This window comes from Lutibacter sp. Hel_I_33_5, from assembly GCF_007827455.1.
Taxonomy (GTDB): domain Bacteria; phylum Bacteroidota; class Bacteroidia; order Flavobacteriales; family Flavobacteriaceae; genus Polaribacter.
In genome coordinates this window covers 417,425-440,586 of record NZ_VISM01000001.1, presented here as the reverse complement: position 1 = coordinate 440,586, position 23,162 = coordinate 417,425, and the positions used below count along the sequence as shown (strand labels likewise).

Genomic DNA, 23,162 nt, shown 5'->3' with positions numbered 1-23,162 from the left:
AGAGAAAATAAAATCGTTTTTATTGGTATCTAAATCAAACTAAAAAAGAATGAAAAAAATATTGAATTATGTAGCTATTGCTTTAATAGCAACGTTAATTGTTAGCTGTGGAAATAAAGATAAATTTACAATTGCAAAAGGAAAAGTAGGCGGTTTAACTACAAAAACGACTATTCAGGAGTTAGAAACCATTTTTAAAAATGATTCCATCATTAAAAACCTAAGCGAAGGCTCTACAGGCGATAATTATTTTCAAGATGATGATGAGTATTTAGTATACGAAAAAGGAGGGAAGCACTTGTTAACTATTGTGCCTAGAGAACAATTAGATTCTACGTCAACTATAAAAAGTGTACAGATTTTCGATAATCGATATAAAACAGAAACAGGTTTGTCTTTGGCATCAACTTTTTTAAACGTAAACAATAATAATAAGATCAATAAAGTAGAAACTTCATTGGCATCTGCAACCTTGTTTATAGACGATCTAAACGCTACCATTGCTATCGATAAAGAAGAGTTAGGCTTAAAACAAACAAGCATGCAAAAAGTTACACCAGATCAAATTCCAGATTTGGCAAGAATTAAATCTTTAGTTGTTTGGTTTAATTAGGGCGTATTTTGTAAAAACAAAACCGCGCTTTCCATTATATCTTTTTATTTTGTTCTCGATACAAATTTGTTCATTCTTCTCAAATTTACTCGAACTGACAATAAAAAGGATGCCATTTCAATCGCTTACGCACTTAGTAGTATGAAAAAAAAATATTCAATTCAGAAAACACCATTTGTTGTACCAACAACAGATGGAAAGTTAATAGAAGAACATTTTGGGAATGCTACAGACGGAAATTCGCAAATAAGCATTGCACATATGATTGCGCCTCCAAAGTGGAGCGAACCTTTTCAAACACCAGAATTTGATGAATATACCTATATCATAAAAGGTAAAAAACAATTTATCATCGATGGTGAAACGGTAGTTCTAGAAGCTGGTCAATCCATTAAAATAGATAAAAATACCCGTGTTCAATATTCAAACCCTTTTGATAATGAATGCGAATATATTGCTATTTGTTTACCTGCTTTTTCTATGGATTTAGTCAATCGAGAAGAAGAATAGCATTCGTTAAAATTTTCCTAATCAGCGTTAAAATTTCTTTTATCACGTATTGTTTTATGTACTTTACAGTCATAAAATCAATTACTTATGCGTTTTAAAAATCTACTATTCTACATTTTCTGTTTATCATTTAGTGTTGTTTTTTTACAAGAAATACCCAATACGGACTACCGAATTTCTAAAGAAAATCCTTTTGGAAAATACAATCCGAAAGCTCCAAAACAAGTACAGGATTATGAAGAGTTGATTGGTGCATGTAATTGTAAATCAGAAAGAAGAAAACCTGATGGAACATGGGCAACACCTGTAAAAACAAAATGGACATGGAAATATATTATGAATGGTACTGCTGTGCAAGACATGACTTTAAAAGAAGATGGAAGTAATGGAGGAAGTATCCGTCAGTATAATAAAGATAGTTTAAAATGGTATGTACATTATTATTCGTCTAAAGTAGCATCGCCTAGATTAGGTGCTTGGTCTGGTAATAAAACAAAAGAAGGAAGTATTGTTTTATATAAAGATCAAAAAGCACCCAATGGAACCGACGGTTTTTCTAGACTTACATTTTATGACATCAGTAAAAAAGGCTACAAATGGATAGGAGAGTGGGTAGATAAATCCGAAACCGTTGTCTTTCCTTTTTGGAAAATAACCTGTATTAGAAATGATTAAAAATGAATATAGGAAGTAACATCGCAATTATTATAACAATCACTATTGCAATTACAGTAGGAGTTTATATTGCGATAAAACAACAAAATGAAAAGTAAGAAAACTACTTACTTCTTCTTTTACGAGCTAATAATGTATTTTTAAGCAACATTGCTATGGTCATTGGACCAACGCCGCCAGGAACTGGTGTAATATAAGCAGCCTTTTTAGCAACTTCATTAAAAGCAACATCACCAACTAAACGGAAACCTCTTTTCTTACTTGGATCTGCCATTCTAGTAATTCCAACATCAATTACAGTAACATTGTCTTTAACCATATCTGCTTTTAAAAACTCTGGAATCCCCAATGCAGCAATAATAATATCAGCTTGTAAAGTAATTTCTTTTAGATTTTTAGTTCTACTATGCGTAATGGTTACGGTAGCATTTCCAACCTTTCTTTTTTGAGATAGTAAAATACTCATCGGACTTCCTACAATATGACTTCTACCAATAACAACTACATTTTTACCTGAAGTTTCTACGTTATAACGATCTAATAATTCTAGGATTCCGAATGGAGTCGCAGAAATAAAAGTTGGTAAATTTAAAGCCATTTTCCCAACATTGGTAGGATGAAAACCATCAACATCTTTATCAGGATCAACTGCCATTAATATTTTTTGTTCATCAATATGCTTTGGTAAAGGTAACTGAACAATAAATCCATCTATATCGTTATCAACATTTAAAATAGCAATTTCATTTAGTAAATCTTCTTCAGTTGTATCTTCAGGTAGACGAATTAAAGTAGATTCAAACCCAACACGTTCACAGGCTTTTACTTTAGCATTTACATAGGTAATACTTGCACCATCACTACCAACAATAATTGCAGCAAGATGAGGTGTTTTTTCATCATTAGCTTTTAATTCTCTAACGTCTAATGCTATTTCTTCTTTAATATCTGCTGATGTCTTTTTTCCGTCTAATAAAATCATATTTTTTTTAATTACGAATTACGAATTAAGAATTCGTAATTTCTAATTCATAATTTTTACTTCATTCCTTTCATCATTTGCATCATTTTCTTTCCGCCACCGCCTTGCATCATCTTCATCATTTTACTCATTTGATTGAATTGCTTCATCAACTGGTTAATTTCTTGTATGGTTGTTCCAGATCCTTTTGCAATTCTCTTTTTTCTACTTGAATTTATTGATGCTGGTGTGCTTCTTTCCGAAGGCGTCATAGAATGAATAATCGCTTCAATACCTTTAAAAGCATCATCATCAATATCTACATCTTTCATAGCTTTTCCAGCACCAGGAATCATACCCACCAAATCTTTCATGTTACCCATCTTTTTGATTTGTTGAATCTGACTTAAGAAATCATCAAAACCAAACTGATTTTTAGCGATTTTCTTTTGTAGTTTTCTAGCTTCTTCTTCATCATATTGATCTTGGGCTCTTTCTACTAAAGAAATAACATCTCCCATTCCAAGAATACGATCTGCCATTCTATCTGGATGGAATATATCTATAGCTTCCATTTTCTCTCCAGTACCAATAAACTTAATTGGTTTATCAACAACAGATTTAATGGTTAATGCAGCTCCACCACGTGTATCACCATCTAGTTTTGTAAGAATAACACCATCAAAATTTAAAACATCATTAAAAGCTTTTGCAGTATTTACAGCATCTTGACCTGTCATAGAATCTACAACAAATAATGTTTCTTGTGGATTTACAGCTTTATGAATGTTAGAAATTTCAGTCATCATTTCTTCATCAACTGCCAAACGACCAGCCGTATCAATAATAACTACATTTTTACTATTTGCTTTTGCATGTTTAATAGCGTTTTGAGAAATTTCTACAGGATTATTATTTCCAACTTCTGCATATACTTCTACACCAATTTGTTCTCCAACTACTTGTAATTGATTAATTGCTGCTGGACGATAAACATCACAACCTACTAATAAAACATTTTTAGCTTTTTTAGTTGTTAAGAAATTTGCCAATTTTCCAGAAAAAGTAGTTTTACCAGAACCTTGTAAACCAGACATTAAAATTACAGTTGGAGATCCACCAAGGTTAATTCCTACGGTTTCTCCACCCATTAAATCAGTTAATTCATCCTTAACCAACTTTACCATTAATTGCCCAGGATTTAACGTAGTTAATACGTCTTGACCAATGGCTTTGGTTTGTACTCTTTTAGTAAATTCTTTGGCTATTTTAAAGTTTACATCAGCATCTAAAAGTGCTCTTCTAACTTCTTTTAGTGTTTCTGCAACATTTACTTCTGTAATTCTTCCATGACCTTTTAAGGTATGTAGGGCTTTATCTAATTTTTCGCTTAAATTATTAAACATGGTCTGCTTCAATTTTTAGAAGCACAAATATAGTAATAAGTCGTTAGTTGATTACTTTTAGAGGATAGATTTTTATATGATAAAGTTAATAATCTTTGGTAAGCGTTTCTAAATGATGTTCTGTATGATGTGCGGTCCACATCACAATTTCCCGTACTGGCATTTTTCCCATTAAAGGATGCGGTATAATTAGATTGTCTAAATTCTTATCCTTCCACTTGTTGGTTTTATGCTGTAATTTTTTATTCTGAATTTGTAACGAAGTTATTAACTGTTTTTTTTCTTCCAAAGTTGGTTTTCCTAGCTCTTTATTAAAAACTCTAGCTCTTTCTTTATTTGCATCTAACTTTTCTTGATATCGTTTTGCAACTTCATTGTAGGAACGTAAATCTCTATTAGAAACCCCAAATTTATATTTCAATAAAAATTTAGGAAAACCCATCGCCTTATTTAGCTTTTTTAATGAATCAACTAAATGAAGAACATGCTGCCCTGTTGTCCATCTTCCATCTGGACCAGCTATCCAATTTTCTTCTGGCTGATTTTCTAACCAATTAAATAATTTTTGATGTTTTTCTTCTAATGCGTCAACTATTTCATTTTTGTTCATACTATATCATATAAATAAATAGAAAGATACAACAATAAATTACAAATCTTCCGTAAAATGTTTTTTGTTTTTTCTTTGCTAAACTTATCATCATTATACTCTTTTGAAGCATTTTTTGCAACAGATAACGTATTCCAATCATCACCTAACAAAAGCTTTCCAAGAAAAACAATTTGTCCAACATGATACGAATAATGACATAACTGTCTATTTATTGCTTCAGTAATCGTGTGTCCTTGATTTCTTATGTAGATAATTTTTTCTAAATCATCTGTTTCTAATGAATTTATTGTTTCAAATAAACATTTCCAACCACTTTCCCAACAAGCAATTATTTCTTCTTTGGTTGTAAAAGAATTTACAAATTCATCATCTCTATTTCGCCAATCCTTTTCACCATCTTCAGTTAAGAAATTTGTCCATCTAGACAGCATATTCCCAGCTATATGTTTTACAATAATAGCAATAGAATTATCATCATTATTTGAAGTCCAAAATAGTTGATCTTCAGTTAATTGATTAAAAGTTTTGTCGCCAAGTGATTTATAATATTCAAATTGTTTTTTAGCGCTAGAAAGATAAGTTGTATTCATAAAAAAGAGCTGATAAAATATCAGCTCTAATTTACGACTTTTTGTTAAATCAATTTTTTGGAACAAACTCTAAAGCAATTCCATTTATGCAATGTCGCATACCTGTTGTTTCTTTAGGGCCATCTTTAAAAGAATGCCCTAAATGGCTTCCACAAGTATTACATTTTAATTCGGTTCTGGCATACCCAATTTTATAATCTACATCTAATTCTACATTTCCTTTTATGGCTCTATCAAAAGAGGGCCAACCAGTACCAGAATCAAATTTGTGTTCAGATTTATATAAAGGAGTTTTACATGCAGCACAGGTAAATGTTCCTTTTTTGTGATTTTTATTTAGCGGGCTTGTAAAAGGTCTTTCAGTTCCAGCTTCACGTAAAACATAATACTGTACTGGACTTAAAAGACGTTTCCATTCTGCATCAGTCTTTGTAACGGTATATTTTTTTTCTTCAGTTTTATTTTGAGCTTTGGTAGCACAACTCAATAAAATTCCAATAATAAAAAAGGCAACTAATTTCCTCATAAATTGATTCTTAACTGTTTTTTTGACGTTCATATAAAACCAAACTTACATAAGTTGTAAAAATAATTTTTAAGATTTATATAGAATACGTAACTTTAAGGAAATAATTAACGTATTTTTTTTGTGACTATTTTTAAGATTTGTGTCATAATTAATAACGATTTAATACCATAAAAAATGAAAAAATATTTAGCCATATTGTTTGTTTGTGTACTATTTATAGAATGTAGTACCGTACCAATTACAGGACGTAAGAGAGTGAATTTTGTAAGTGATGCACAAGTGTTACCTGCAAGTTTTGCACAATACAAAGGGTTTTTAGAGAAAAACAAATTGTCTGCCAATAGAGAAATGACAAATGAAATTAAGCAAGTTGGTAAAAATGTTTCTGCTGCTGTAGATAGATTTATGCGTGCAAATGGTATGCAGAGTGAAGCAAATTCTTATCGCTGGGAATTTAATTTAATAGATGATAAAACGGTAAACGCTTGGTGTATGCCAGGAGGAAAAGTAGTTTTTTATACCGGTATCATGCCGATTTGTGATAATATTGATGGTGTAGCAGCAGTGATGGGACATGAAGTTGCTCATGCTTTTGCTAAACATGGACAAGAGCGTATGTCATCAGCACAAGTACAACAACTAGGTGGAGTAGCACTTGCAATTGGAACTGCTGGGAGTAAAAATCCGCGTCAAGCTCAAATGTGGAATATGATTTATGGTGTAGGTTCTCAATTAGGAATGTTATCATTTAGTAGAACACACGAAACGGAAGCAGACAGATTAGGATTAGTTTTTATGTTAATGGCAGGTTATAATGGTGAAGAAGCTGCAGAAGTTTGGGTTCGTATGAGTCAACGAGCTGGATCTAAAAATGCGCCACCAGAATTTTTAAGCACACATCCATCAAATCAATCTAGAATTCAAGATTTAAAGGCATATTTGCCAACTGCCAAAAAGTTTGCAGAAAAATTTAATAAACAAGCAGAAATGCAATTGAATGGACAATAAATAAATACTTTTAGTATCTTGTAAGCCGTTCATTTTAATGAACGGCTTTTTTATTTTAAATCAACTCAAAACTAAACTAATGCTTAAAATAGGAGATAAGAAATTAATTAATGGATGGGCTTTTTATGATTGGGCAAATTCAGTGTATTCTTTAGTAATAAGTACCGCAATTTTCCCATTATATTTTAGTGCAATTACAGAAGGGAAAACAGTTTCTTTTCTTTGGATGGATTGGGAGCATCCAGATAGCTTGTACAGTTATGCGTTATCATTTTCTTTTTTAGTAGTAGCTCTTATTTCTCCAATATTATCAGGTATTGCAGATTATACAGGAAGCAAGAAAAAATTTATGAAGTTCTTTTGTTGGTTAGGAGGTTTGTCAGTTATGAGTTTATACTTTTTTGATGGAATTGATACAGTTTGGATTGGTATTGTATTTACTGTTTTGGCAAGTATAGGTTTTTGGGCAAGTATCGTTTTTTACAATGCATATTTGCCAGAAGTTGCACATCCAGAACAGCAAGATAGAGCCAGTGCAAAAGGGTTTATTTATGGATATTCTGGATCTGTTATTTTGTTGATCATTAATTTAATAATGATTCAAATGCCAGATTTATTTGGTATAACAACAGGAATGGCTTCACGTATTTCATTTGTACTAGTTGGGATTTGGTGGATTGGTTTTGCCCAAGTCACTTTTAAAAGATTGCCTAATGATATATATAACAAACAACCCGATAATGATTATATCTGGAAAGGATATAGAGAATTAAAAATTGTTGCTAAAGAAGCAATGAATTACCCAACTTTAAAACGTTTTTTAATAGCATTCTTTTTATTAAGTATTGGTGTGCAAACTATTATTTTAATGGCTGCTATCTTTGGATCTTCAGAATTAGGTTTACCAGCAATAAATATGATAATTACAATTTTATTAGTTCAAATTGTGGCGATATTAGGCGCTTTACTTTTTTCAAGGTTGTCAGAAAAATGGGGAAATATTAAAGCCTTAAAAGTTACTTTAGGTATTTGGACATTAGTTTGTTTTAGTGCTTTTATGTTAGATAAAAGTCAAGAAAATGTAGCATTATATTTTTATGGGTTAGGAGGGATGTTAGGTTTGGTACAAGGAGCAATTCAATCATTAACAAGATCTACGTATTCTAAATTATTACCAGAAACTGAAGACCATGCCACTTATTTTAGTTTTTATGATGTAACAGAAAAAATAGCAATTGTATTAGGGACTTTAGTTTATGGAGCGTTATATGCGTTAACTGACTCTATGCAATGGTCTGTTTTAGCATTAGCAATTTTCTTTTTAGCGTCTTTTATTGTGTTAAGCACGTTGAAGAAAACTAAATATGTGCAATAATTTTATTCTTATATGAAGCGAAGGAAATTTTTAAAAGGAACAGGAATTGTTCTTGGCGCAACTGCCATTGGAGGTTTAGCAGGATTAAATGTTATTAATTCTAAAATAAGCGAAAATTTAGATTCCTCTCTTCTATTAAAAGAATCTAATAAATGGAGTAATTGGTCAGGAGGTCAAGTGTGTGAACCTTCTTCTTTTTTTATCCCTAAAAACGAACAGGATTTAATAAATAAATTAAAAACCACTTCTAATAAATTTAGAGTTGTTGGTGGAGGTCATTCATTTAGTCCGGTGGTGCCTACTAATGATATTTTATCAAGCTTAAAAAACTTAAATAAAATAATATCAATAGATAAGAATGCTAAAGAAGTAACTGTTCAATCTGGAATACCTTTAAGTGATTTAACTCCTCAATTACATAAAAATGGTTTAGCATTTCTAAATCAAGGGGATATTGATAAACAAACCTTAGGTGGTGCAGTTTCAACTTCTACACATGGTACGGGTAAGGATTTACAAAGTTTTGCTGGTTTTGTTAAAAAGTTTAAATTAATCATAGCAAACGGAGAAATATTAAATTGTTCTTCAGAAGAAAATAGTGAGATTTTTTATGGAGGAACTGTAGCCTTAGGAAGTTTAGGAATAGTTACAGAATATACGGTACAACTAACTGATACTTATAAATTAGAAGAGAAAGTGTATCCAGCGGATTTAAACGAAACTTTGGACAATTTTTGGAATTTAGTAGAAGAAAATAGAAATTTTGAAATATTTCCATTCTTCTATTCTGATCAAGTAGTAGTTAAAACATTGAATAAAACATCAAAAAATATTACAAAAGTAGAGCAGCCTTTTTTGAGTGATGATTTTTTATTAGCCTTAGGATTAACACTTTCTGGTGATTCTGGTTCTAGAACCGATAAAGTTCAGAATTTAATTTCTGGATTAATAGACTCGACGTCTAAAATAAACGATAGTTATAAAATATACCCTAGTGTTAGAAATGTAAAATTTAATGAAATGGAATATCAAATTCCAAAAGAGAAGGGAATAGCTTGTGTAAGAGAAATTTTAAAAACTGGACAAAAATTGAAGGTTCCTATCTTTTTTCCTTTGGAAATTAGGGTTGTAAAACAAGATGACTTTTGGATGAGTCCATTTTATAAAAGAGATGTTATGTCTATTTCTGTACATCAATTCGCAGATAAGGAATACAATAAATACTTTCCAATCTTTCATGAAATATTTAAAAGATATGAAGGCCGTCCTCATTGGGGAAAATTAAGTTATTACGACAGAGAAGGAATTAAAAAACTATATCCTAAATATGACGATTTTGTTAAATTAAGAAACGAATTAGACCCCAAAAAACGTTTTTCTAACGATTATATTAATAAAATTTTTGGGTAAAATGAAAAGAAGAAAATTTTTTAAAATTACAGGATTCTCTTTATTGGTGTTATTTTTTGCTGGTTTAATTGCACGATTATTAAAAACTAAAAGTGGAAATTATGCTCCTTATTTTTCTAAATTAAATCAATCTTTAAAAAAATATAAAAAAGCAAATCCATTTTTATTGATAGACTTAGATGTTTTGGATGAAAACTTATTGGAGCTAAAAAAATTAATTCCAACAAATAAGAGTTTTAGAGTTGTTGTAAAATCATTACCAAGTATTGAGCTGTTAAATTATATCATGCAAAAAGTGAGTACTAAAAAATTGATGATTTTTAATCAGTCTTTTTTAACTCAAATTTCAAAATATTCCGATACAACTATAGATATTCTTTTTGGTAAACCTATGCCTATTAAAGCCGTAAATTATTATTATGATACATTAGTGGTAGAAAATGGGTTTCATGCTAGTAAACAAGTACAATGGCTTGTAGATACTGAGAAAAGAATAAATGAATACATCAATTTTGCTAAACAAAATAATATAAAATTATTATTAAATATAGAGATTGATGTTGGCTTACATCGTGGAGGTTTTAGTACTTTAGAAAGTTTAAGAAAGTCTCTTCAAATCATTAGTAAAAATAAAGAGCATGTTACATTTTCTGGCTTTATGGGTTATGACGCTCATATTGTAAAAGTGCCTTCAGTGTTATTATCTAGAGAAAAAGGATATCAAAATATGTGTGATTTTTACAATGCATGTAAAAATTTAGTAAAAAATGATTTTCAAGAATTATGGAACGATAATTTAACTTTTAACGGTGCTGGAAGTCCAACTTTAGGATTGCATAATCAACCAAGTTCACCTTTAAATGATATTTCTGCAGGTTCTTTTGCAGTAATGCCTACAGACTTTGATATAGATACATTAGAGCAATTTAAACCGGCAAGTTTTATTGCTACGCCAATATTAAAAGAATATAATAATACCAACTTACCTAGTATTGAATCTTTAAGTAATATTTTAAATGTTTGGGATCCTAACATGCAAAATTCTTATTATATTTTTGGTGGATCATGGATGGCAAATTATTATCAACCAGAAGGTATTTCTGGAAATGCTATTTTTGGTAAAAGCACTAACCAAGTTATGATTAATGCTTCTAATGAGACAAAATTAGATGTTGGAGACTATGTCTTTTTGAGACCTCACCAAAGCGAATTTGTTTTTCTTCAATTTGGAGAAGTTTTAGCCATAAGGAATGCTAAAATTGTAAATAATTGGAGTCTTTTAAATATTTAAAAAAAGAAAAGTATGACAATAAAAAAATCGACCAAAATTGATCGATTTTTTTATTATTGAAAGATTTTTTTTAATTATTGAACTGTAACATTAAATGTTACTTCAACATCAGTACTTCCACCAGCATTACTAGAACTTCCATCATTAGGTTTAGTAGGCTCATGTTTTAAAATAACAGTAATGGTACCAGAACCAGCAGCAGCTGTACTTAGTGTAGTTTCAATTCCTAAAGGATTACCATTTCCATCTTTATCAGTTTTAGCAATTGTAATACTAGAAACACCCGAGGTATAGAAAAACTCATGTTCATCACCTTCTGCTTTAACTTCAGCTGTAATATCTTCCGCTGGAGATTCTGTAGCATTTTCAAGCTTTATAACACCTCTATAAGTTGTTTTTGCTGTTAAAGGACCAGAAATAGTGTATGTACCTGCATTACCACCTTCACCATCTAAATCTAAAAAAGTTAAAGTAACAACATCATTACCGTTGGTTAATGTATAGGTTACTGTAGTTATTAATTCTTCTCCATGATCATGGTCATCATCATCATGATCATCACCAGTACATGCTGTAAAAGTTAATGCCGAAATAAATAAAATGGCTAATAATTTAATTGTTTTTATGGTGTTTATATTTTTCATAATTCTATGTTTTAATAATTTATTTTAATTTTTAAGTTAAAGTTTCTACCTACTTCATCAGCAAAATATCTTAATCTATTTAGATGTTCTCGATAAGAAACATTAAATAAATTTTCAATAGTAAAGTCTAATTTTATGCTTCCCTTATTAAAAGCTTTAAAAACGACTGAGGTGTTTAAACCAAATAATGAATAGGTAGGTGGTGTAGAACTAATGTCTACAAATACATTTTGTTGCTGTATTGCATTAAATGTATTAAAGTTATAATTTGGATATCTATTTTGTTGTAAAATAGTCTTTTGTGTTAAATTGATTGATAATTGATTCAAATCATCATTTATATACGAAATACGATTACTGAAATTTGTAGCTGGCATGTGAATTAAAGGAATATCATTAGTTGTATTAGTTCCTTTTAACCAACTAAAACTTCCTTTGTAATTAAAATGATTGCTAATTCTTTTATTCACATCAATATCAATTCCAAATAGTTGAGCATTTACCTGATTGTATTCCCAAACTGGAAAAGCACCCCTAATAGTTGTTGTAATTCCTGTTGGAATTAATTGAACAAAATTATTGATACTCTTAAAATATGGGCTAATTACAAATCCAAAACGATCATTGTTTCTTTCTAAAGAAACAGCAAATTTATTAGCAATCTCTTTATCAATAGTTAATAAACCTGTTTCTATTCTAGCTGCACTATGATGTAATCCATCACTAAATAATTCTGATGGATTTGGGACTCTAGATGCTAAACCATAATTGAAAAGTAATGATAGATTATTTTCAAACTTCTTAACTAAACCTAAACTTGTTGAAATGTTATGAAATGAAAACTCAGGATTTGTTAAAATTCGAGTTCCATCAATGGTACCAGTTTCAAATTCAGGAAATAACGTATCATAATTATAAGTTGTATTCCAATCAGAAACATTATACCATTTTCTTGCCTTTATACTAGAATAATCATAACGTAAACCAGCATTAATTTCTGTGGTTTCATTTAAATTATAATTTGCTATTGTATAAAAACCAAATTCATATTTATCAAAATCAGGAATTAAAGCTCTAGTTCCTGTCCCAGAAACCGCATCATTTTGTTGATACCTGGCTAAAATACCTGTATTTATTTTTAAATTGTCTGTATAATCTATTTGTAAATCAGATTGCAAACTATTGGTGAATAATCGTAAATCTATAACAGGAGTATTTTTTAATTCTCCTCTTCTTAAATCAAATTCTTTTCGTCTATTAATTTGAAAATCGTACTGAACTGTTAGTTTTCCAAAACCTTTAAAACGCTTATATGCTTCCACTTTACCTAAATGGTGTTCTATAGATTGTCTTGGATTATTTATAGTGTAAGAAAAACCGTCAAGAACTCTTGGTTCCTTGTTGTTGATGGCTTCTACTAAATCATTTACATTTCCAATATGTGAAGATTGTAAAATGGCAAACTCATTATTTACATAACTATAATAGGCATCAAAGCCTTCTTCAAAACTATTATATCCAAATCTAAAAGAACTGTTTAAGCTTTTTAAACCACTATTTGTTAGGTTGTAATTAGGTGCATTAAAATCTCCAAACTGTTTATAGCTCATTTGAAGTTTTCCATAAAACCCAGATTTATATGTTTTTATAATTTCTGAATTTATGTTGCCACCCAAACCATTTGAGTTGAATGATAGTAAAGAACTTCCAAAAAGACTGTCTTTAATAGCGTATTTTTTTGGTTTAATAAAAATCATACCTCCAATAGCATCACTACCAAACTTTAGTGTATTTGCGCCTTTTATTACATCAATTCTATCACTAGCATTTATATCAATATTAGGAGCGTGTTCATCTCCCCATTCTTGATCAAACATTCTTACATTATTACTAATAAGTAATAACCTGCTACTATGTAAACCATGAATCATTGGTTTTACAATAGAGTTTCCAGTGTTTAAAGAAGATACACCACTAATGGTTTTTAAAGCATCGCCTAACGATTTATCTGTAAAACGTTCTATCACATTTTTTTTAATAGATTGCTCTATACTAGTGACTTCTGTTTTGATATTCGAGTTAACAACTACTTCATTAAGTTCTTCTAAATGATGTTCTAACAGAATTTCTTTAAATAAATTTTTAGTTAAATTTATAGTAATTCTTTTAGGCTCACATGCCACATGCTTTACTTCAATAATTAATTTTCCTGAACATAAATTCGTAAATTCAAAAACACCTTTTTCATTAGTTGTGGCGTATTTATTTAAATTTATTATATGAACAGATGCATCAATTATTGTTGTATTGTCATGAAAATCAGTGATTTTCCCTTTAAAGGTATACACGCAGTCTTGTGCTATTGTATTTGTAACTATACAAACAGCAAAAACACAAAACCAAAATAATTTTGTCATTTTTTTGTTTTCAGTAATTAAATTAATAAGACTTAATTTAAGCTGTATAAGGTGGCCCTCTTAATGAAAACGATAATTGATAATGATGTTTTAAAAAACTATAAGAAGATTCATTTTTAAGATGAAACTCTATGTTTTCTTTAGTTATAAATTGATTTAATTCTAAGAAAGAATCTGATTGTTTTAAAAGATGTAGACTACAATCGAAGTCTTTTTCGTGAATGTGATTTTCTACCTTAGAGTAACATACATCATGCTTATGTTCTAATAATTCATGAATATTATTTATTGCTACTGGTACTAAAAATACAAGTAGTAAAAAAAATGCTATATGTTTTTTAAAAACCTTAATACTTATTCCACTTTATAAATTGTTCCTTTTTTAGAAAAATTTGAAAACCCAATTTTAACTGTAAAATCGTAAGAATCCTTTTTAACCCTATTAATTTGAATATACATAGGATCTTTTTCTAAATCGTTTTTCGGATTAATATATCGCAAGGTATAAAAAAAGTTGTTCTTCCACTTAATAGAAAGCGTATCAATTTCATCACCATGTTTACTAATCTGAATACTATCTTTTCTAATAATAGTTTCTTTTACAAAACCTTCTCCAGCAGGAATTTCAAAAACGCCATATTTAAATCGATCAGGATTTCCCTCTGATGCTGATTTGCAAGATACAAGAACAAAGAAACAAGAGCTAAGAATAAAGAACCATGAACAAAGATTATTTTTTGTAAACTTGTTATTTAAGAAATGAAAAACCTCTTTTCTCTTTTCTCTTTTTTCTTTTTTCATCATAAAATTATATTCCCGTGTAATTAGCAGGAGTAATTGCTTTTAATTCATTTTTTATTGCAGAAGAAACGTCTAGCGTATCAATAAAATCAGCAATTGATTTTTGATTGATTTTTTCGTTAGTTCTCGTCAATCCTTTTAATGCTTCATAAGGATTTGGATATGCTTCACGTCTTAAAATAGTCTGAATTGCTTCTGCAACCACTGCCCAATTATTTTCTAAATCTTGTTCAAACTTTTCTTTGTTTAACAATAATTTATTTAATCCTTTTAAAGTGGAAGAAAAACCAATTAATGTATGTCCAAATGGTACACCAACATTACGTAAAACAGTACTATCTGTTAAATCACGCTGTAATCTAGAAATTGGTAACTTTGCAGATAAATGCTCAAAAATTGCATTTGCTATTCCTAAATTTCCTTCAGAATTTTCAAAATCAATCGGATTTACTTTATGAGGCATTGCAGAAGAACCAACTTCTCCAGCTTTAATTTTTTGCTTAAAATAATCCATCGAAACATAGGTCCAAAAATCTCTATCTAAATCTATAATAATAGTATTGATACGTTTTAAACCATCAAATAAAGCCGCCATATGATCGTAATGCTCTATTTGTGTTGTTGGAAAAGAATGATGTAAACTCAATTTTTCTTGAACAAATTTACCGCCAAATTCTTTCCAATCAATTGATGGATATGCTACTTTATGTGCGTTAAAATTACCAGTTGCACCACCAAACTTTGCAGCACTTGGAATATCGTTTAATAAATTTAATTGCTCTTTTAATCGAACAACAAAAACGTCAACTTCTTTACCTAACCTAGTAGGAGAAGCCGGCTGACCATGTGTTCTTGCCAACATAGAAATATCTTTCCATTCAATGACTAATTCTTGTAATCTTTCTATTAAAGAAAAATAAGCAGGAATATATGCTTCATTCATTGCATCCTTAATAGATAAAGGAATTGCCGTATTGTTAATGTCTTGAGAAGTTAATCCGAAGTGAATAAATTCTTTATATTTTTGAAGACTTAACGCGTCAAATTTTTCTTTGATAAAATACTCAACAGCTTTTACATCGTGATTAGTTACGCTTTCAATATCTTTAATTTTCAGTGCATCATCGGCAGAAAAACCGATATATATCTTACGTAAATCCTCAAATAAATCAGTGTTAAAATCAGCTAATTGTGGAAGCGGAATTTCGCAAAGTGCAATAAAATATTCAATTTCTACTTTTACTCTATATTTTATTAAAGCTTCTTCCGAAAAATAATTTGCAAGAATCGATACTTTGTTGCGGTATCTACCATCAATTGGCGAAATAGCATTTAGTTCTGTTAAGTTCATTTTTTGTTGTTGTGTTGAAAGTTGCAAAAATACTGATTTAAGTAGATTTATAAAGCTCTTTGCTGGTGTTTTTCGATTAATTGTAAAATCTTTCTTCCTCTTGCTTTACAACCTTTGCTTTCGTGTATAATTTTTGTACTAATTAAATGCCTTAATTCTGGATGCACCCAATCTTTTTCTAATCCAAAAAGATATAAAGCTTGCATAGTATAAGCTCTTACAGCAATTTTTTGTGGCGTGATTAACCAATCGAAACCAGTTTCAATAATAAGTTCAATGTGTTCTGGTATGATCGCATCTTTTGTCAAGTTGCTGTTTTTTGATGTGTAAGCAACTGCTAAATGTTCACAAATTTTTGCACAGGGTCTTAAAGCACTATCAAAATGAACATTTTTTATGTTCTGGGTGAAAAAATCTAGATGTGGAATAATTAAATCTAAACTTTTATGCGTGCAAACCCATTCTAAAACCCAAGCAGCTTTTATAGATTGCTTATTATCAACCTCAAAACTCATATATAATAAATCTTCAAATAAATCTGGGTTGTCCCAAACAATATTTGCTGCATTATTTCTGTTTATACGCATAGCGTTTTCAACATCATTGAGTATAGATTCAATCCATTTTCTACTCATTTGGGCACGATTTATGTATCTTTGAATTAACGAATTTTACCATGATAAATATAAAAAGAGTATTTATAGTTTTAGGATTAATTATCTTTTTTTTGCCAACAACTTTTGCGCAAAAAGTAAATCAGTTTGATAAAAATAACAAACGCACTGGAGTTTGGAAAAAATACTATAACAATAAACGTTTACGATATGTAGGTAAATTTGTAAACGGTAAGGAAGTAGGTGTTTTTAAATATTATGATATTACTACAACATCGCATCCAACAATCATCAAGAAATTTTCTACAACATCAGACTCAGCTTCTGTTAAGCATTATACACTAAAAGGAAAGTTACGCAGTAAAGGAATGATGATTGGTAGAAATAGAGTAGGAAAGTGGATCTATTATTTTTCTAACGGAAAATTGTTTTCTGAAGAAAATTATGTTGAAGGAAAGTTAGAAGGCGATGTAAAAAACTACTTTAATAATGAAAAAATAGCTGAGCATTGTGAATATAAAAATGGTGTAAAACAAGGAGTTTCTAAAAAATATTCTGATCAAGGAATATTGATAGAAGAAATGAATTATGCTGAAGGAAAAGCAAACGGAATTGCTAAATATTTTAATCTAAAAGGAGATTTAAAAGAAGAAGGAAGTTATAAAAACGGAAAGCGCTCTGGTAAATGGGATTTTTATATAGGTGGAAAAAAAGTATCTAAAAAAGAAGCCAAAAAACAAGCTGCCTTTGATAAATCTAAAAGCGGTACTCCTAAAAATTAATTGGTATTCATTTTATTGATAGACTCATAAAATAATATGATGCAATTATCGCTAACAAATCCGTAACTTTGTCCACTCAATTTTAAGGAATGAAAAGAGTAATAGTAGGACTTTCTGGTGGTGTAGATAGTAGTGTTACAGCATATTTGTTAAAAGAACAAGGATACGAAGTTATTGGGCTTTTTATGAAAAACTGGCATGATGATTCTGTTACTATTTCTAACGATTGTCCATGGCTAGAGGATAGCAATGATGCTATGATTGTAGCAGAGAAATTAGGAATCCCTTTTCAAACTGTAGATTTAAGCGTTCAATACAAAGAACGTATTGTAGATTATATGTTTGCCGAGTATGAAAAAGGGAGAACACCAAATCCAGATATTCTTTGTAACCGAGAAATTAAGTTTGATGTTTTTATGGATATCGCTCTTAAATTAGGAGCAGATTATGTGGCTACTGGGCATTATTGCAGAAAAACTGAGGAAAAAATTAATGGTGAAACCATTTATAAATTATTAGCAGGTAAAGATGTAAATAAAGATCAGTCATATTTTTTATGTCAATTATCTCAAGAACAATTATCTAAGGCGTTATTTCCTATTGGTGAATTAACGAAGCCAGAAGTAAGAGAAATCGCAAAAAAAGCTGATTTAATTACTGCGGAGAAAAAAGATTCGCAAGGACTTTGTTTTATCGGTAAGGTAAAATTACCCGATTTTTTACAACAACAATTACAACCAAAAGAAGGAGTAATAGTTCAAATTCCTGATGATAATCCTCAATATATTAGAGAAATACCGAGTTTTACTTCCAAAGATGATGAACTAACTTATTTTTCAAGAAAATACACCTATAATTTAGAAGATGGAAAAGTTGTAGGGAAACATCAAGGAGCACATTATTTTACTAAAGGACAACGTAAAGGGTTAGCAGTTGGAGGAACAAAAGAACCATTATTTGTTATAGAAACTGATGTTGAGAAAAATATAATTTACACAGGTGAAGGAAAAAATCATAAAGGTTTGTACAGAAATGTGTTGTTTGTTTCTAATGAAGAACTCCACTGGATTCGTGAAGATTTACGATTAAATGAAGGAGAATCTCTAGAAGTTGAAGCAAGAATTAGATATAGACAAACATTAGAAAAAGCGACTATTTTTCAAGTTGAAAATGGATTGTATGTTTCGTTTGATAATCAACAATCTGCCATTCAAGAAGGTCAATTCGTTGCCTGGTATATAAATGAAGAACTACTTGGTTCTGGAGTAATTTGTTAGCGTAATTATGAAAAATAAATTATTATTTTTAGTTCTTAATCTCTTATTGATGAATCTTTATTCACAAGATTCAATAGTAAATTACCTGGATAACAAAGGAAATACTATTAAAGACAAATCTAAAGCGAGATTTATTGAAACAATAGTAAAAAAAGATTCCTTATTTCTTAAAACCAAGTATTTCAGGGATGGTAAAATTTCAAAAAAAGGGTATCATCTAAATGATGAAAAATACACGCCAGTAGGACAAGTATTTGATTATCATTTTAATGGAAGTATTCAGAAAATTACTGAGTATAATGACGAGTCAAAAAAACATGGAGTTGAAAAATTTTGGTTTTATAATGGAAACTTAGACCATATTAGTTTTTATGATAATGATAAAAAAGTAGGTGTTTGGAAATATTTTCACATAAATGGTAAAAAAGCATGTAGAAGATATTTTAATGAAGGAGAAGTTATTAAAACCTTGTTTTATGATATTAATGGTGTCAAAACAGCTTCTGGATTTACAGAATTTACTACTCCGAAATTCAAAAATGGAAGTAAAAAAAATATTTATAAAGAGTTAAAAAACTTAACAAGGAAAATAAATTTTAAAACTAATTTAAAAATAAAAGGTACGATATATATCAATTTTCTAGTGGATACAAATGGAAAAGTATCTTCAGTTGTAATTAATGACAATATTCCAAACAGAATTAAAAATATAATTTATAAATTTTTTAAAGAATCTAAAGAGTGGACATCAGCAAAGTATATGAACCGAAATGTACCTTATTCTTATAATCTGCCTTTAACTTTTTATTGAAAGAGAATAATTTTTTAAATGCAAAATAAAATCACACAACTTTTTAATATCAATTATCCTATAATTCAAGGAGGCATGGTTTGGGTTTCTGGTTGGAAATTAGCTTCAGCTGTTTCAAATGCTGGTGGATTAGGATTAATTGGTGCGGGTTCTATGTATCCAGAAGTGTTAAGAGAGCATATTCAAAAATGTAAGAATGCAACTAATAAACCATTTGGTGTAAATGTACCGATGTTGTATCCAGATATTGAAAAAATCATGGATATAATTGTTGAAGAAGGAGTGAAGATCGTATTTACATCTGCTGGGAATCCGAAAACTTGGACATCATTTTTAAAAGGAAGAGGTATTACTGTTGCGCATGTTGTAAGTTCTGTGAAATTTGCTTTAAAAGCAGAAACTGCTGGTGTTGATGCTATAGTTTGTGAAGGTTTTGAAGCTGGTGGACATAATGGGAGAGAAGAAACAACTACGTTTACTTTAATTCCGATGGTCAAAGAAAAAGTTAAGATTCCTGTGATAGCTGCTGGAGGAATTGCCACTGGAAGAGGCATGTTGGCTGCGATGGTTTTAGGAGCTGATGGTGTACAAATAGGAAGTAGATTTGCAGCAACAGAAGAATCCTCTGCGCATCAAAATTTTAAAGAAGCAATCTCTAATGTTAAAGATGGAGATACTCAATTGACATTAAAAGAATTAGCGCCAGTTCGGTTAATCAAAAATAAATTTTATTTACAACTACAAGAATTGTATAAACATAATCCTACAGTAGAAGAGTTAAAAGAATTATTGGGTAGGGCACGAGCTAAAAAAGGTATGTTTGAAGGTGATTTAGAGAATGGAGAGCTTGAAATTGGTCAAATAGCAGGATTAATTGACAGTATAAAACCAGCCAAAGAAGTTTTAGATGAGATCATTAAGGAATTTGAAACGCTAAAATCACTTGATTTTTAAATAAATCAAAGAAAATCAACATTTTATAGTTGTAATTAAAATTTTGATATTATCTTTGCGTTTTTAACAACCGCTGTTTAATAAAAAAAATAAACAGCACTAATACATAATTACAATGAAAGGTACCGTAAAATTTTTCAACGAATCTAAAGGATTTGGATTCATTACTGAAGAAGGAACAAACAAAGAACATTTTGTTCATGTTTCTGGCTTAATCGACGAAGTTAGAGAAAACGACGAAGTTGAATTCGAGTTGAAAGAAGGTAGAAAAGGATTAAACGCAGTAGACGTAAAAGTTATTTAATATATACTTATCCAATTTTTTACAAAAGCCCATCTAATTTAGATGGGCTTTTTTGATGCTCTTATTTTACGGGAATCTTTATATCGTATAACTTCCTTGATTTATTATTGAGCTTATTTTCACGTAACCAAGGATTGTGAATTTTTAACTGTTTATAGTTAGTACCAAACTTTTTAGCAAACGATGCAATGTTTGTAATTGCTGAGTCTATTTCTATAGTATAGGTTTCTGGCAAGGTATATAAGTCTTCTTTATCATATACAAAACCGTATTTTTCTGGGTTAGAAATAATTTCTTTTAATGCCACAATTCTAAAAACATATCGTTCAGTTTCTTTATGTAATAAGACATCGTAATAACTAGATACTTTTTGTGCTTTTAACCTTCTTGCTACGCCAGCATTTCCAGCATTATATGCAGCAGCAGCTAATGTCCAAGTTCCAAAACGTTTTTTTGATCTCTTTAAATACCTAGCGGCAACTTTAGTCGCTTTTTCTATATGATACCGTTCATCAACATTTTTGTTGATTTCTAAGCCATATTCGCGACCCGTTCCTTTCATAAAATGCCACATTCCTGCTGCTCCAGCTGAAGAGGTTTCATCAGTAAAACCACTTTCTGCCATGGCTAAATACTTAAAATCATCTGGTAATCCGTACTTTCTTAATAAAGGTTCTAAGATTGGAAAGTATTTATTTGCACGTTTTAATAATAATAATCCGTTTGATTGCCAATACGTATTTACCAACAATTCTCTATCCATTCGCTCTCTAATATTTTCTCTTTCTATCGGGACTCTTTCGCCTGCAAGATTAAGGTTATTAGGAAGTTTTAATGCTTTTATTTCATATTTTTCACTTACATTCTTTAAAAAAGGGATGTTTTTTACCCCAATTACATTGAAAAATAAAATAGTGATTAATAATAAACTGACAATAGATAAATAGCGTACTGATTTTTTCATGAATGCATAGAATTTTAATTCAATTATAAAGTTACAAAAAGCATTCCGTTTCTAAAATTTTTGAAATCATTTTTCCTTTTGTTAAAATCATTGCATGAGTTCCGTCTTCAACTTGTTTAGAGTTGTTGATGTTTTTTATAGGAAAAACAAGGTCTTTTGTACCGTGGATATGAATAATGTCTTTTGTTGTTTCTTTTTGTTGCCAATGTAAAACGTTGTAAATCGCCCATTGTAAATAGACAGGATCTCTTAACGATAAATAGGTTTTATATAGTTCGGCTCGTTTTTTTAAATAATCGCCATAAAAGTATTTTGCGTATTCTTCTATATTGATAATTATTTTAGTCGGAAATAATTTATAAGCTTTAGTAATCTGCGCAAATTTTAATCGTTTTGGAAATTCTTGATTACTTTTAATACTTGAAATAATGATTAATTTTTTAGTAGCAATAATTTTACTCATTTCTTGTACCATAACACCACCAAAAGAAACACCAATTAAAACTGGATTTTGATGTGTAATTTTCTCACACATTCTTTTTGCATACTCTTCAATAGATTCGTTTGTAGAAAGCGGAATTAGCCATTCTAAGAAATAAAGCTCATACTTTTCTTTGGGTAATGTGATAAACTCAAAAATCTTTGCATTGGCAGCTAAACCAGGAACAAAATAAATAGGCGTTTTACCCATTATTCTTCTAAATATTTTTGATCATATAAAAGATCTTCAATATAGATGTACATATTTGTTAGCTGTTCTGGTGTGTCTTTCCAAAGGTTTACTGTAACTGTATCTTTTTCTATAGTAAGGGTCGTGGTAGACAAAAAGGTTTTTGATGTATCTAAATACGATTTTGAAAGTGTTACAGTTCTTATAGAATCTAGTCTCTTTATAATTTCTGAATATTGCTCTGATGTTAATTTTAATTGATGTTCGCCTTCTAACGCAACATTTTTAATACCGTTAAAATTTAAAATACTATCTAGTTTAGAAATTGTAACTTCAAATTCCGGACAATCTCCATCACAGGCTTCTTTTTTTATCGAAACTAAATTATAATTGATTTCTTCTATAACTTCAACTTCTTCAATAACTTCTTTTTCAATTATTTCTAAAGAATCTATAGCGGAAGGAGTTTCTTCTACCTTAACTTCAGTTTTAATAGTAGGGGTAGTTGTCTGTTTTTTTTCTTTTTTTTGATTTTCCGCGCAAGCAACCAAAAGCAATAAGCAAATAGATAGAATTAGTTTCATGAGTTATT

Annotated in this window: 25 protein-coding genes; 12 read left to right on the top strand and 13 right to left on the bottom strand. The window is 29.9% G+C overall.

Annotated features, from left to right (window positions below; genetic code table 11):
• The first annotated feature begins 49 nt into the window (after positions 1-49).
• From OD91_RS01960 to OD91_RS01950, 3 genes are all read left to right on the top strand, one after another.
• Entirely contained in the window at positions 50-613 is a 564-nt protein-coding gene (locus OD91_RS01960; protein ID WP_144894724.1) for a hypothetical protein, read from the top strand.
• A gap of 141 nt (positions 614-754) precedes the next feature.
• Positions 755-1,123 carry a cupin domain-containing protein gene (locus OD91_RS01955; protein WP_144894723.1) on the top strand — a complete coding sequence of 123 codons (369 nt, stop codon included), beginning with the start codon at positions 755-757 and terminating at the stop codon, positions 1,121-1,123.
• A gap of 87 nt (positions 1,124-1,210) precedes the next feature.
• Entirely contained in the window at positions 1,211-1,798 is a 588-nt protein-coding gene (locus tag OD91_RS01950; protein WP_144894722.1) for a hypothetical protein, read from the top strand.
• A 103-nt stretch (positions 1,799-1,901) separates the two neighbouring features.
• Here OD91_RS01950 and folD read toward each other — a convergent pair whose 3' ends face one another.
• The 5 genes from folD to msrB all read right to left on the bottom strand — a co-directional run bounded on the left by folD (position 1,902) and on the right by msrB (position 5,894).
• Positions 1,902-2,780: a bifunctional methylenetetrahydrofolate dehydrogenase/methenyltetrahydrofolate cyclohydrolase FolD gene (gene folD / locus OD91_RS01945; RefSeq protein WP_144894721.1), complete on the bottom strand. Its 879-nt coding sequence runs from the start codon at positions 2,778-2,780 to the stop codon at positions 1,902-1,904.
• A gap of 56 nt (positions 2,781-2,836) precedes the next feature.
• Positions 2,837-4,165: a signal recognition particle protein gene (gene ffh, locus OD91_RS01940; RefSeq protein WP_144896904.1), complete on the bottom strand. Its 1,329-nt coding sequence runs from the start codon at positions 4,163-4,165 to the stop codon at positions 2,837-2,839.
• A gap of 85 nt (positions 4,166-4,250) precedes the next feature.
• A complete protein-coding gene (locus OD91_RS01935) occupies positions 4,251-4,775 on the bottom strand; it encodes a DinB family protein (RefSeq protein WP_144894720.1) in 525 nt (174 codons plus the stop codon).
• Positions 4,772-5,368 (bottom strand): DUF1572 domain-containing protein, encoded by a 597-nt coding sequence (locus OD91_RS01930; protein WP_144894719.1) that lies wholly within the window; start codon positions 5,366-5,368, stop codon positions 4,772-4,774. The genes OD91_RS01935 and OD91_RS01930 overlap by 4 nt, the downstream gene beginning before the upstream one ends.
• A 49-nt stretch (positions 5,369-5,417) precedes the next feature.
• Positions 5,418-5,894, bottom strand: a complete 477-nt coding sequence (msrB, locus tag OD91_RS01925) for a peptide-methionine (R)-S-oxide reductase MsrB (protein ID WP_144894718.1) — start codon at positions 5,892-5,894, stop codon at positions 5,418-5,420.
• A 177-nt stretch (positions 5,895-6,071) separates the two neighbouring features.
• Here msrB and OD91_RS01920 point away from each other — a divergent pair, with 177 nt between their 5' ends.
• From OD91_RS01920 to OD91_RS01905, 4 genes are all read left to right on the top strand, one after another.
• The gene (locus tag OD91_RS01920; RefSeq protein ID WP_144894717.1) at positions 6,072-6,905 is read left to right on the top strand and encodes a M48 family metallopeptidase; all 834 of its coding nucleotides are present in this window, start codon (positions 6,072-6,074) and stop codon (positions 6,903-6,905) included.
• Positions 6,906-6,984: 79 nt separating this feature from the next.
• Positions 6,985-8,280 carry an MFS transporter gene (locus OD91_RS01915; protein WP_144894716.1) on the top strand — a complete coding sequence of 432 codons (1,296 nt, stop codon included), beginning with the start codon at positions 6,985-6,987 and terminating at the stop codon, positions 8,278-8,280.
• 12 nt (positions 8,281-8,292) lie between these two features.
• Positions 8,293-9,690, top strand: coding sequence for a D-arabinono-1,4-lactone oxidase (locus tag OD91_RS01910; RefSeq protein ID WP_144894715.1), 1,398 nt, complete (start codon positions 8,293-8,295; stop codon positions 9,688-9,690).
• 1 nt (position 9,691) lies between these two features.
• The gene (locus OD91_RS01905; RefSeq protein WP_144894714.1) at positions 9,692-10,981 is read left to right on the top strand and encodes an alanine racemase; all 1,290 of its coding nucleotides are present in this window, start codon (positions 9,692-9,694) and stop codon (positions 10,979-10,981) included.
• A gap of 74 nt (positions 10,982-11,055) precedes the next feature.
• On the opposite strand, the gene OD91_RS01900 is transcribed toward OD91_RS01905, so the two are convergent.
• From OD91_RS01900 to OD91_RS01880, 5 genes are all read right to left on the bottom strand, one after another.
• Entirely contained in the window at positions 11,056-11,625 is a 570-nt protein-coding gene (locus tag OD91_RS01900) for a type 1 periplasmic binding fold superfamily protein (protein ID WP_186434373.1), read from the bottom strand.
• 11 nt (positions 11,626-11,636) lie between these two features.
• Complete coding sequence (locus OD91_RS01895; protein ID WP_144894713.1) at positions 11,637-14,042, bottom strand: TonB-dependent receptor domain-containing protein; 2,406 nt, start codon at positions 14,040-14,042, stop codon at positions 11,637-11,639.
• A 354-nt stretch (positions 14,043-14,396) separates the two neighbouring features.
• Positions 14,397-14,843, bottom strand: coding sequence for a hypothetical protein (locus OD91_RS01890; RefSeq protein WP_255513138.1), 447 nt, complete (start codon positions 14,841-14,843; stop codon positions 14,397-14,399).
• A gap of 7 nt (positions 14,844-14,850) precedes the next feature.
• Positions 14,851-16,194 (bottom strand): adenylosuccinate lyase, encoded by a 1,344-nt coding sequence (gene purB / locus OD91_RS01885; RefSeq protein ID WP_144894712.1) that lies wholly within the window; start codon positions 16,192-16,194, stop codon positions 14,851-14,853.
• A gap of 47 nt (positions 16,195-16,241) precedes the next feature.
• Entirely contained in the window at positions 16,242-16,829 is a 588-nt protein-coding gene (locus tag OD91_RS01880) for an adenylosuccinate lyase (RefSeq protein WP_144894711.1), read from the bottom strand.
• A gap of 41 nt (positions 16,830-16,870) precedes the next feature.
• On the opposite strand from OD91_RS01880, the gene OD91_RS01875 reads away from it, so the two are divergent.
• The 5 genes from OD91_RS01875 to OD91_RS01855 all read left to right on the top strand — a co-directional run bounded on the left by OD91_RS01875 (position 16,871) and on the right by OD91_RS01855 (position 20,936).
• The gene (locus tag OD91_RS01875) at positions 16,871-17,590 is read left to right on the top strand and encodes a toxin-antitoxin system YwqK family antitoxin (RefSeq protein ID WP_144894710.1); all 720 of its coding nucleotides are present in this window, start codon (positions 16,871-16,873) and stop codon (positions 17,588-17,590) included.
• An 89-nt stretch (positions 17,591-17,679) separates the two neighbouring features.
• Positions 17,680-18,867 carry a tRNA 2-thiouridine(34) synthase MnmA gene (gene mnmA / locus OD91_RS01870; RefSeq protein ID WP_144894709.1) on the top strand — a complete coding sequence of 396 codons (1,188 nt, stop codon included), beginning with the start codon at positions 17,680-17,682 and terminating at the stop codon, positions 18,865-18,867.
• Positions 18,868-18,916: 49 nt separating this feature from the next.
• Positions 18,917-19,678 (top strand): toxin-antitoxin system YwqK family antitoxin, encoded by a 762-nt coding sequence (locus OD91_RS01865; RefSeq protein WP_144894708.1) that lies wholly within the window; start codon positions 18,917-18,919, stop codon positions 19,676-19,678.
• 18 nt (positions 19,679-19,696) lie between these two features.
• The gene (locus OD91_RS01860) at positions 19,697-20,632 is read left to right on the top strand and encodes a nitronate monooxygenase family protein (protein WP_144894707.1); all 936 of its coding nucleotides are present in this window, start codon (positions 19,697-19,699) and stop codon (positions 20,630-20,632) included.
• 115 nt (positions 20,633-20,747) lie between these two features.
• Positions 20,748-20,936 (top strand): cold-shock protein, encoded by a 189-nt coding sequence (locus tag OD91_RS01855; RefSeq protein WP_144894706.1) that lies wholly within the window; start codon positions 20,748-20,750, stop codon positions 20,934-20,936.
• Between the two features lie 61 nt (positions 20,937-20,997).
• On the opposite strand, the gene OD91_RS01850 is transcribed toward OD91_RS01855, so the two are convergent.
• The 3 genes from OD91_RS01850 to OD91_RS01840 are packed head-to-tail and all read right to left on the bottom strand — an operon-like array spanning position 20,998 to position 23,154.
• Entirely contained in the window at positions 20,998-21,900 is a 903-nt protein-coding gene (locus tag OD91_RS01850; RefSeq protein ID WP_144894705.1) for a lytic transglycosylase domain-containing protein, read from the bottom strand.
• 31 nt (positions 21,901-21,931) lie between these two features.
• On the bottom strand, positions 21,932-22,591 hold the full coding sequence (locus tag OD91_RS01845) for an alpha/beta hydrolase (RefSeq protein WP_144894704.1): 660 nt from the start codon (positions 22,589-22,591) through the stop codon (positions 21,932-21,934).
• Positions 22,591-23,154 (bottom strand): DUF6438 domain-containing protein, encoded by a 564-nt coding sequence (locus OD91_RS01840; RefSeq protein ID WP_144894703.1) that lies wholly within the window; start codon positions 23,152-23,154, stop codon positions 22,591-22,593. The genes OD91_RS01845 and OD91_RS01840 overlap by 1 nt, the downstream gene beginning before the upstream one ends.
• Positions 23,155-23,162: the final 8 nt, after the last annotated feature.

What these genes read in the sequence shown, in the direction of transcription:
- OD91_RS01865 (WP_144894708.1), top strand. Translation starts at nt 18,917, where the DNA reads ATGAATCTTTATTCACAAGATTCAATAGTAAATTACCTGGATAACAAA.
- OD91_RS01905 (WP_144894714.1), top strand. Translation starts at nt 9,692, where the DNA reads ATGAAAAGAAGAAAATTTTTTAAAATTACAGGATTCTCTTTATTGGTG.
- OD91_RS01955 (WP_144894723.1), top strand. Translation starts at nt 755, where the DNA reads ATGAAAAAAAAATATTCAATTCAGAAAACACCATTTGTTGTACCAACA.
- OD91_RS01860 (WP_144894707.1), top strand. Translation starts at nt 19,697, where the DNA reads ATGCAAAATAAAATCACACAACTTTTTAATATCAATTATCCTATAATT.
- OD91_RS01915 (WP_144894716.1), top strand. Translation starts at nt 6,985, where the DNA reads ATGCTTAAAATAGGAGATAAGAAATTAATTAATGGATGGGCTTTTTAT.
- mnmA (WP_144894709.1), top strand. Translation starts at nt 17,680, where the DNA reads ATGAAAAGAGTAATAGTAGGACTTTCTGGTGGTGTAGATAGTAGTGTT.
- purB (WP_144894712.1), bottom strand. Translation starts at nt 16,194, where the DNA reads ATGAACTTAACAGAACTAAATGCTATTTCGCCAATTGATGGTAGATAC.
- OD91_RS01855 (WP_144894706.1), top strand. Translation starts at nt 20,748, where the DNA reads ATGAAAGGTACCGTAAAATTTTTCAACGAATCTAAAGGATTTGGATTC.
- folD (WP_144894721.1), bottom strand. Translation starts at nt 2,780, where the DNA reads ATGATTTTATTAGACGGAAAAAAGACATCAGCAGATATTAAAGAAGAA.
- OD91_RS01890 (WP_255513138.1), bottom strand. Translation starts at nt 14,843, where the DNA reads ATGAAAAAAGAAAAAAGAGAAAAGAGAAAAGAGGTTTTTCATTTCTTA.
- OD91_RS01880 (WP_144894711.1), bottom strand. Translation starts at nt 16,829, where the DNA reads ATGAGTAGAAAATGGATTGAATCTATACTCAATGATGTTGAAAACGCT.
- OD91_RS01875 (WP_144894710.1), top strand. Translation starts at nt 16,871, where the DNA reads ATGATAAATATAAAAAGAGTATTTATAGTTTTAGGATTAATTATCTTT.
- OD91_RS01950 (WP_144894722.1), top strand. Translation starts at nt 1,211, where the DNA reads ATGCGTTTTAAAAATCTACTATTCTACATTTTCTGTTTATCATTTAGT.
- OD91_RS01920 (WP_144894717.1), top strand. Translation starts at nt 6,072, where the DNA reads ATGAAAAAATATTTAGCCATATTGTTTGTTTGTGTACTATTTATAGAA.
- OD91_RS01910 (WP_144894715.1), top strand. Translation starts at nt 8,293, where the DNA reads ATGAAGCGAAGGAAATTTTTAAAAGGAACAGGAATTGTTCTTGGCGCA.
- ffh (WP_144896904.1), bottom strand. Translation starts at nt 4,165, where the DNA reads ATGTTTAATAATTTAAGCGAAAAATTAGATAAAGCCCTACATACCTTA.
- OD91_RS01850 (WP_144894705.1), bottom strand. Translation starts at nt 21,900, where the DNA reads ATGAAAAAATCAGTACGCTATTTATCTATTGTCAGTTTATTATTAATC.
- OD91_RS01935 (WP_144894720.1), bottom strand. Translation starts at nt 4,775, where the DNA reads ATGAACAAAAATGAAATAGTTGACGCATTAGAAGAAAAACATCAAAAA.
- OD91_RS01840 (WP_144894703.1), bottom strand. Translation starts at nt 23,154, where the DNA reads ATGAAACTAATTCTATCTATTTGCTTATTGCTTTTGGTTGCTTGCGCG.
- OD91_RS01900 (WP_186434373.1), bottom strand. Translation starts at nt 11,625, where the DNA reads ATGAAAAATATAAACACCATAAAAACAATTAAATTATTAGCCATTTTA.
- OD91_RS01960 (WP_144894724.1), top strand. Translation starts at nt 50, where the DNA reads ATGAAAAAAATATTGAATTATGTAGCTATTGCTTTAATAGCAACGTTA.
- OD91_RS01895 (WP_144894713.1), bottom strand. Translation starts at nt 14,042, where the DNA reads ATGACAAAATTATTTTGGTTTTGTGTTTTTGCTGTTTGTATAGTTACA.
- OD91_RS01845 (WP_144894704.1), bottom strand. Translation starts at nt 22,591, where the DNA reads ATGGGTAAAACGCCTATTTATTTTGTTCCTGGTTTAGCTGCCAATGCA.
- msrB (WP_144894718.1), bottom strand. Translation starts at nt 5,894, where the DNA reads ATGAGGAAATTAGTTGCCTTTTTTATTATTGGAATTTTATTGAGTTGT.
- OD91_RS01930 (WP_144894719.1), bottom strand. Translation starts at nt 5,368, where the DNA reads ATGAATACAACTTATCTTTCTAGCGCTAAAAAACAATTTGAATATTAT.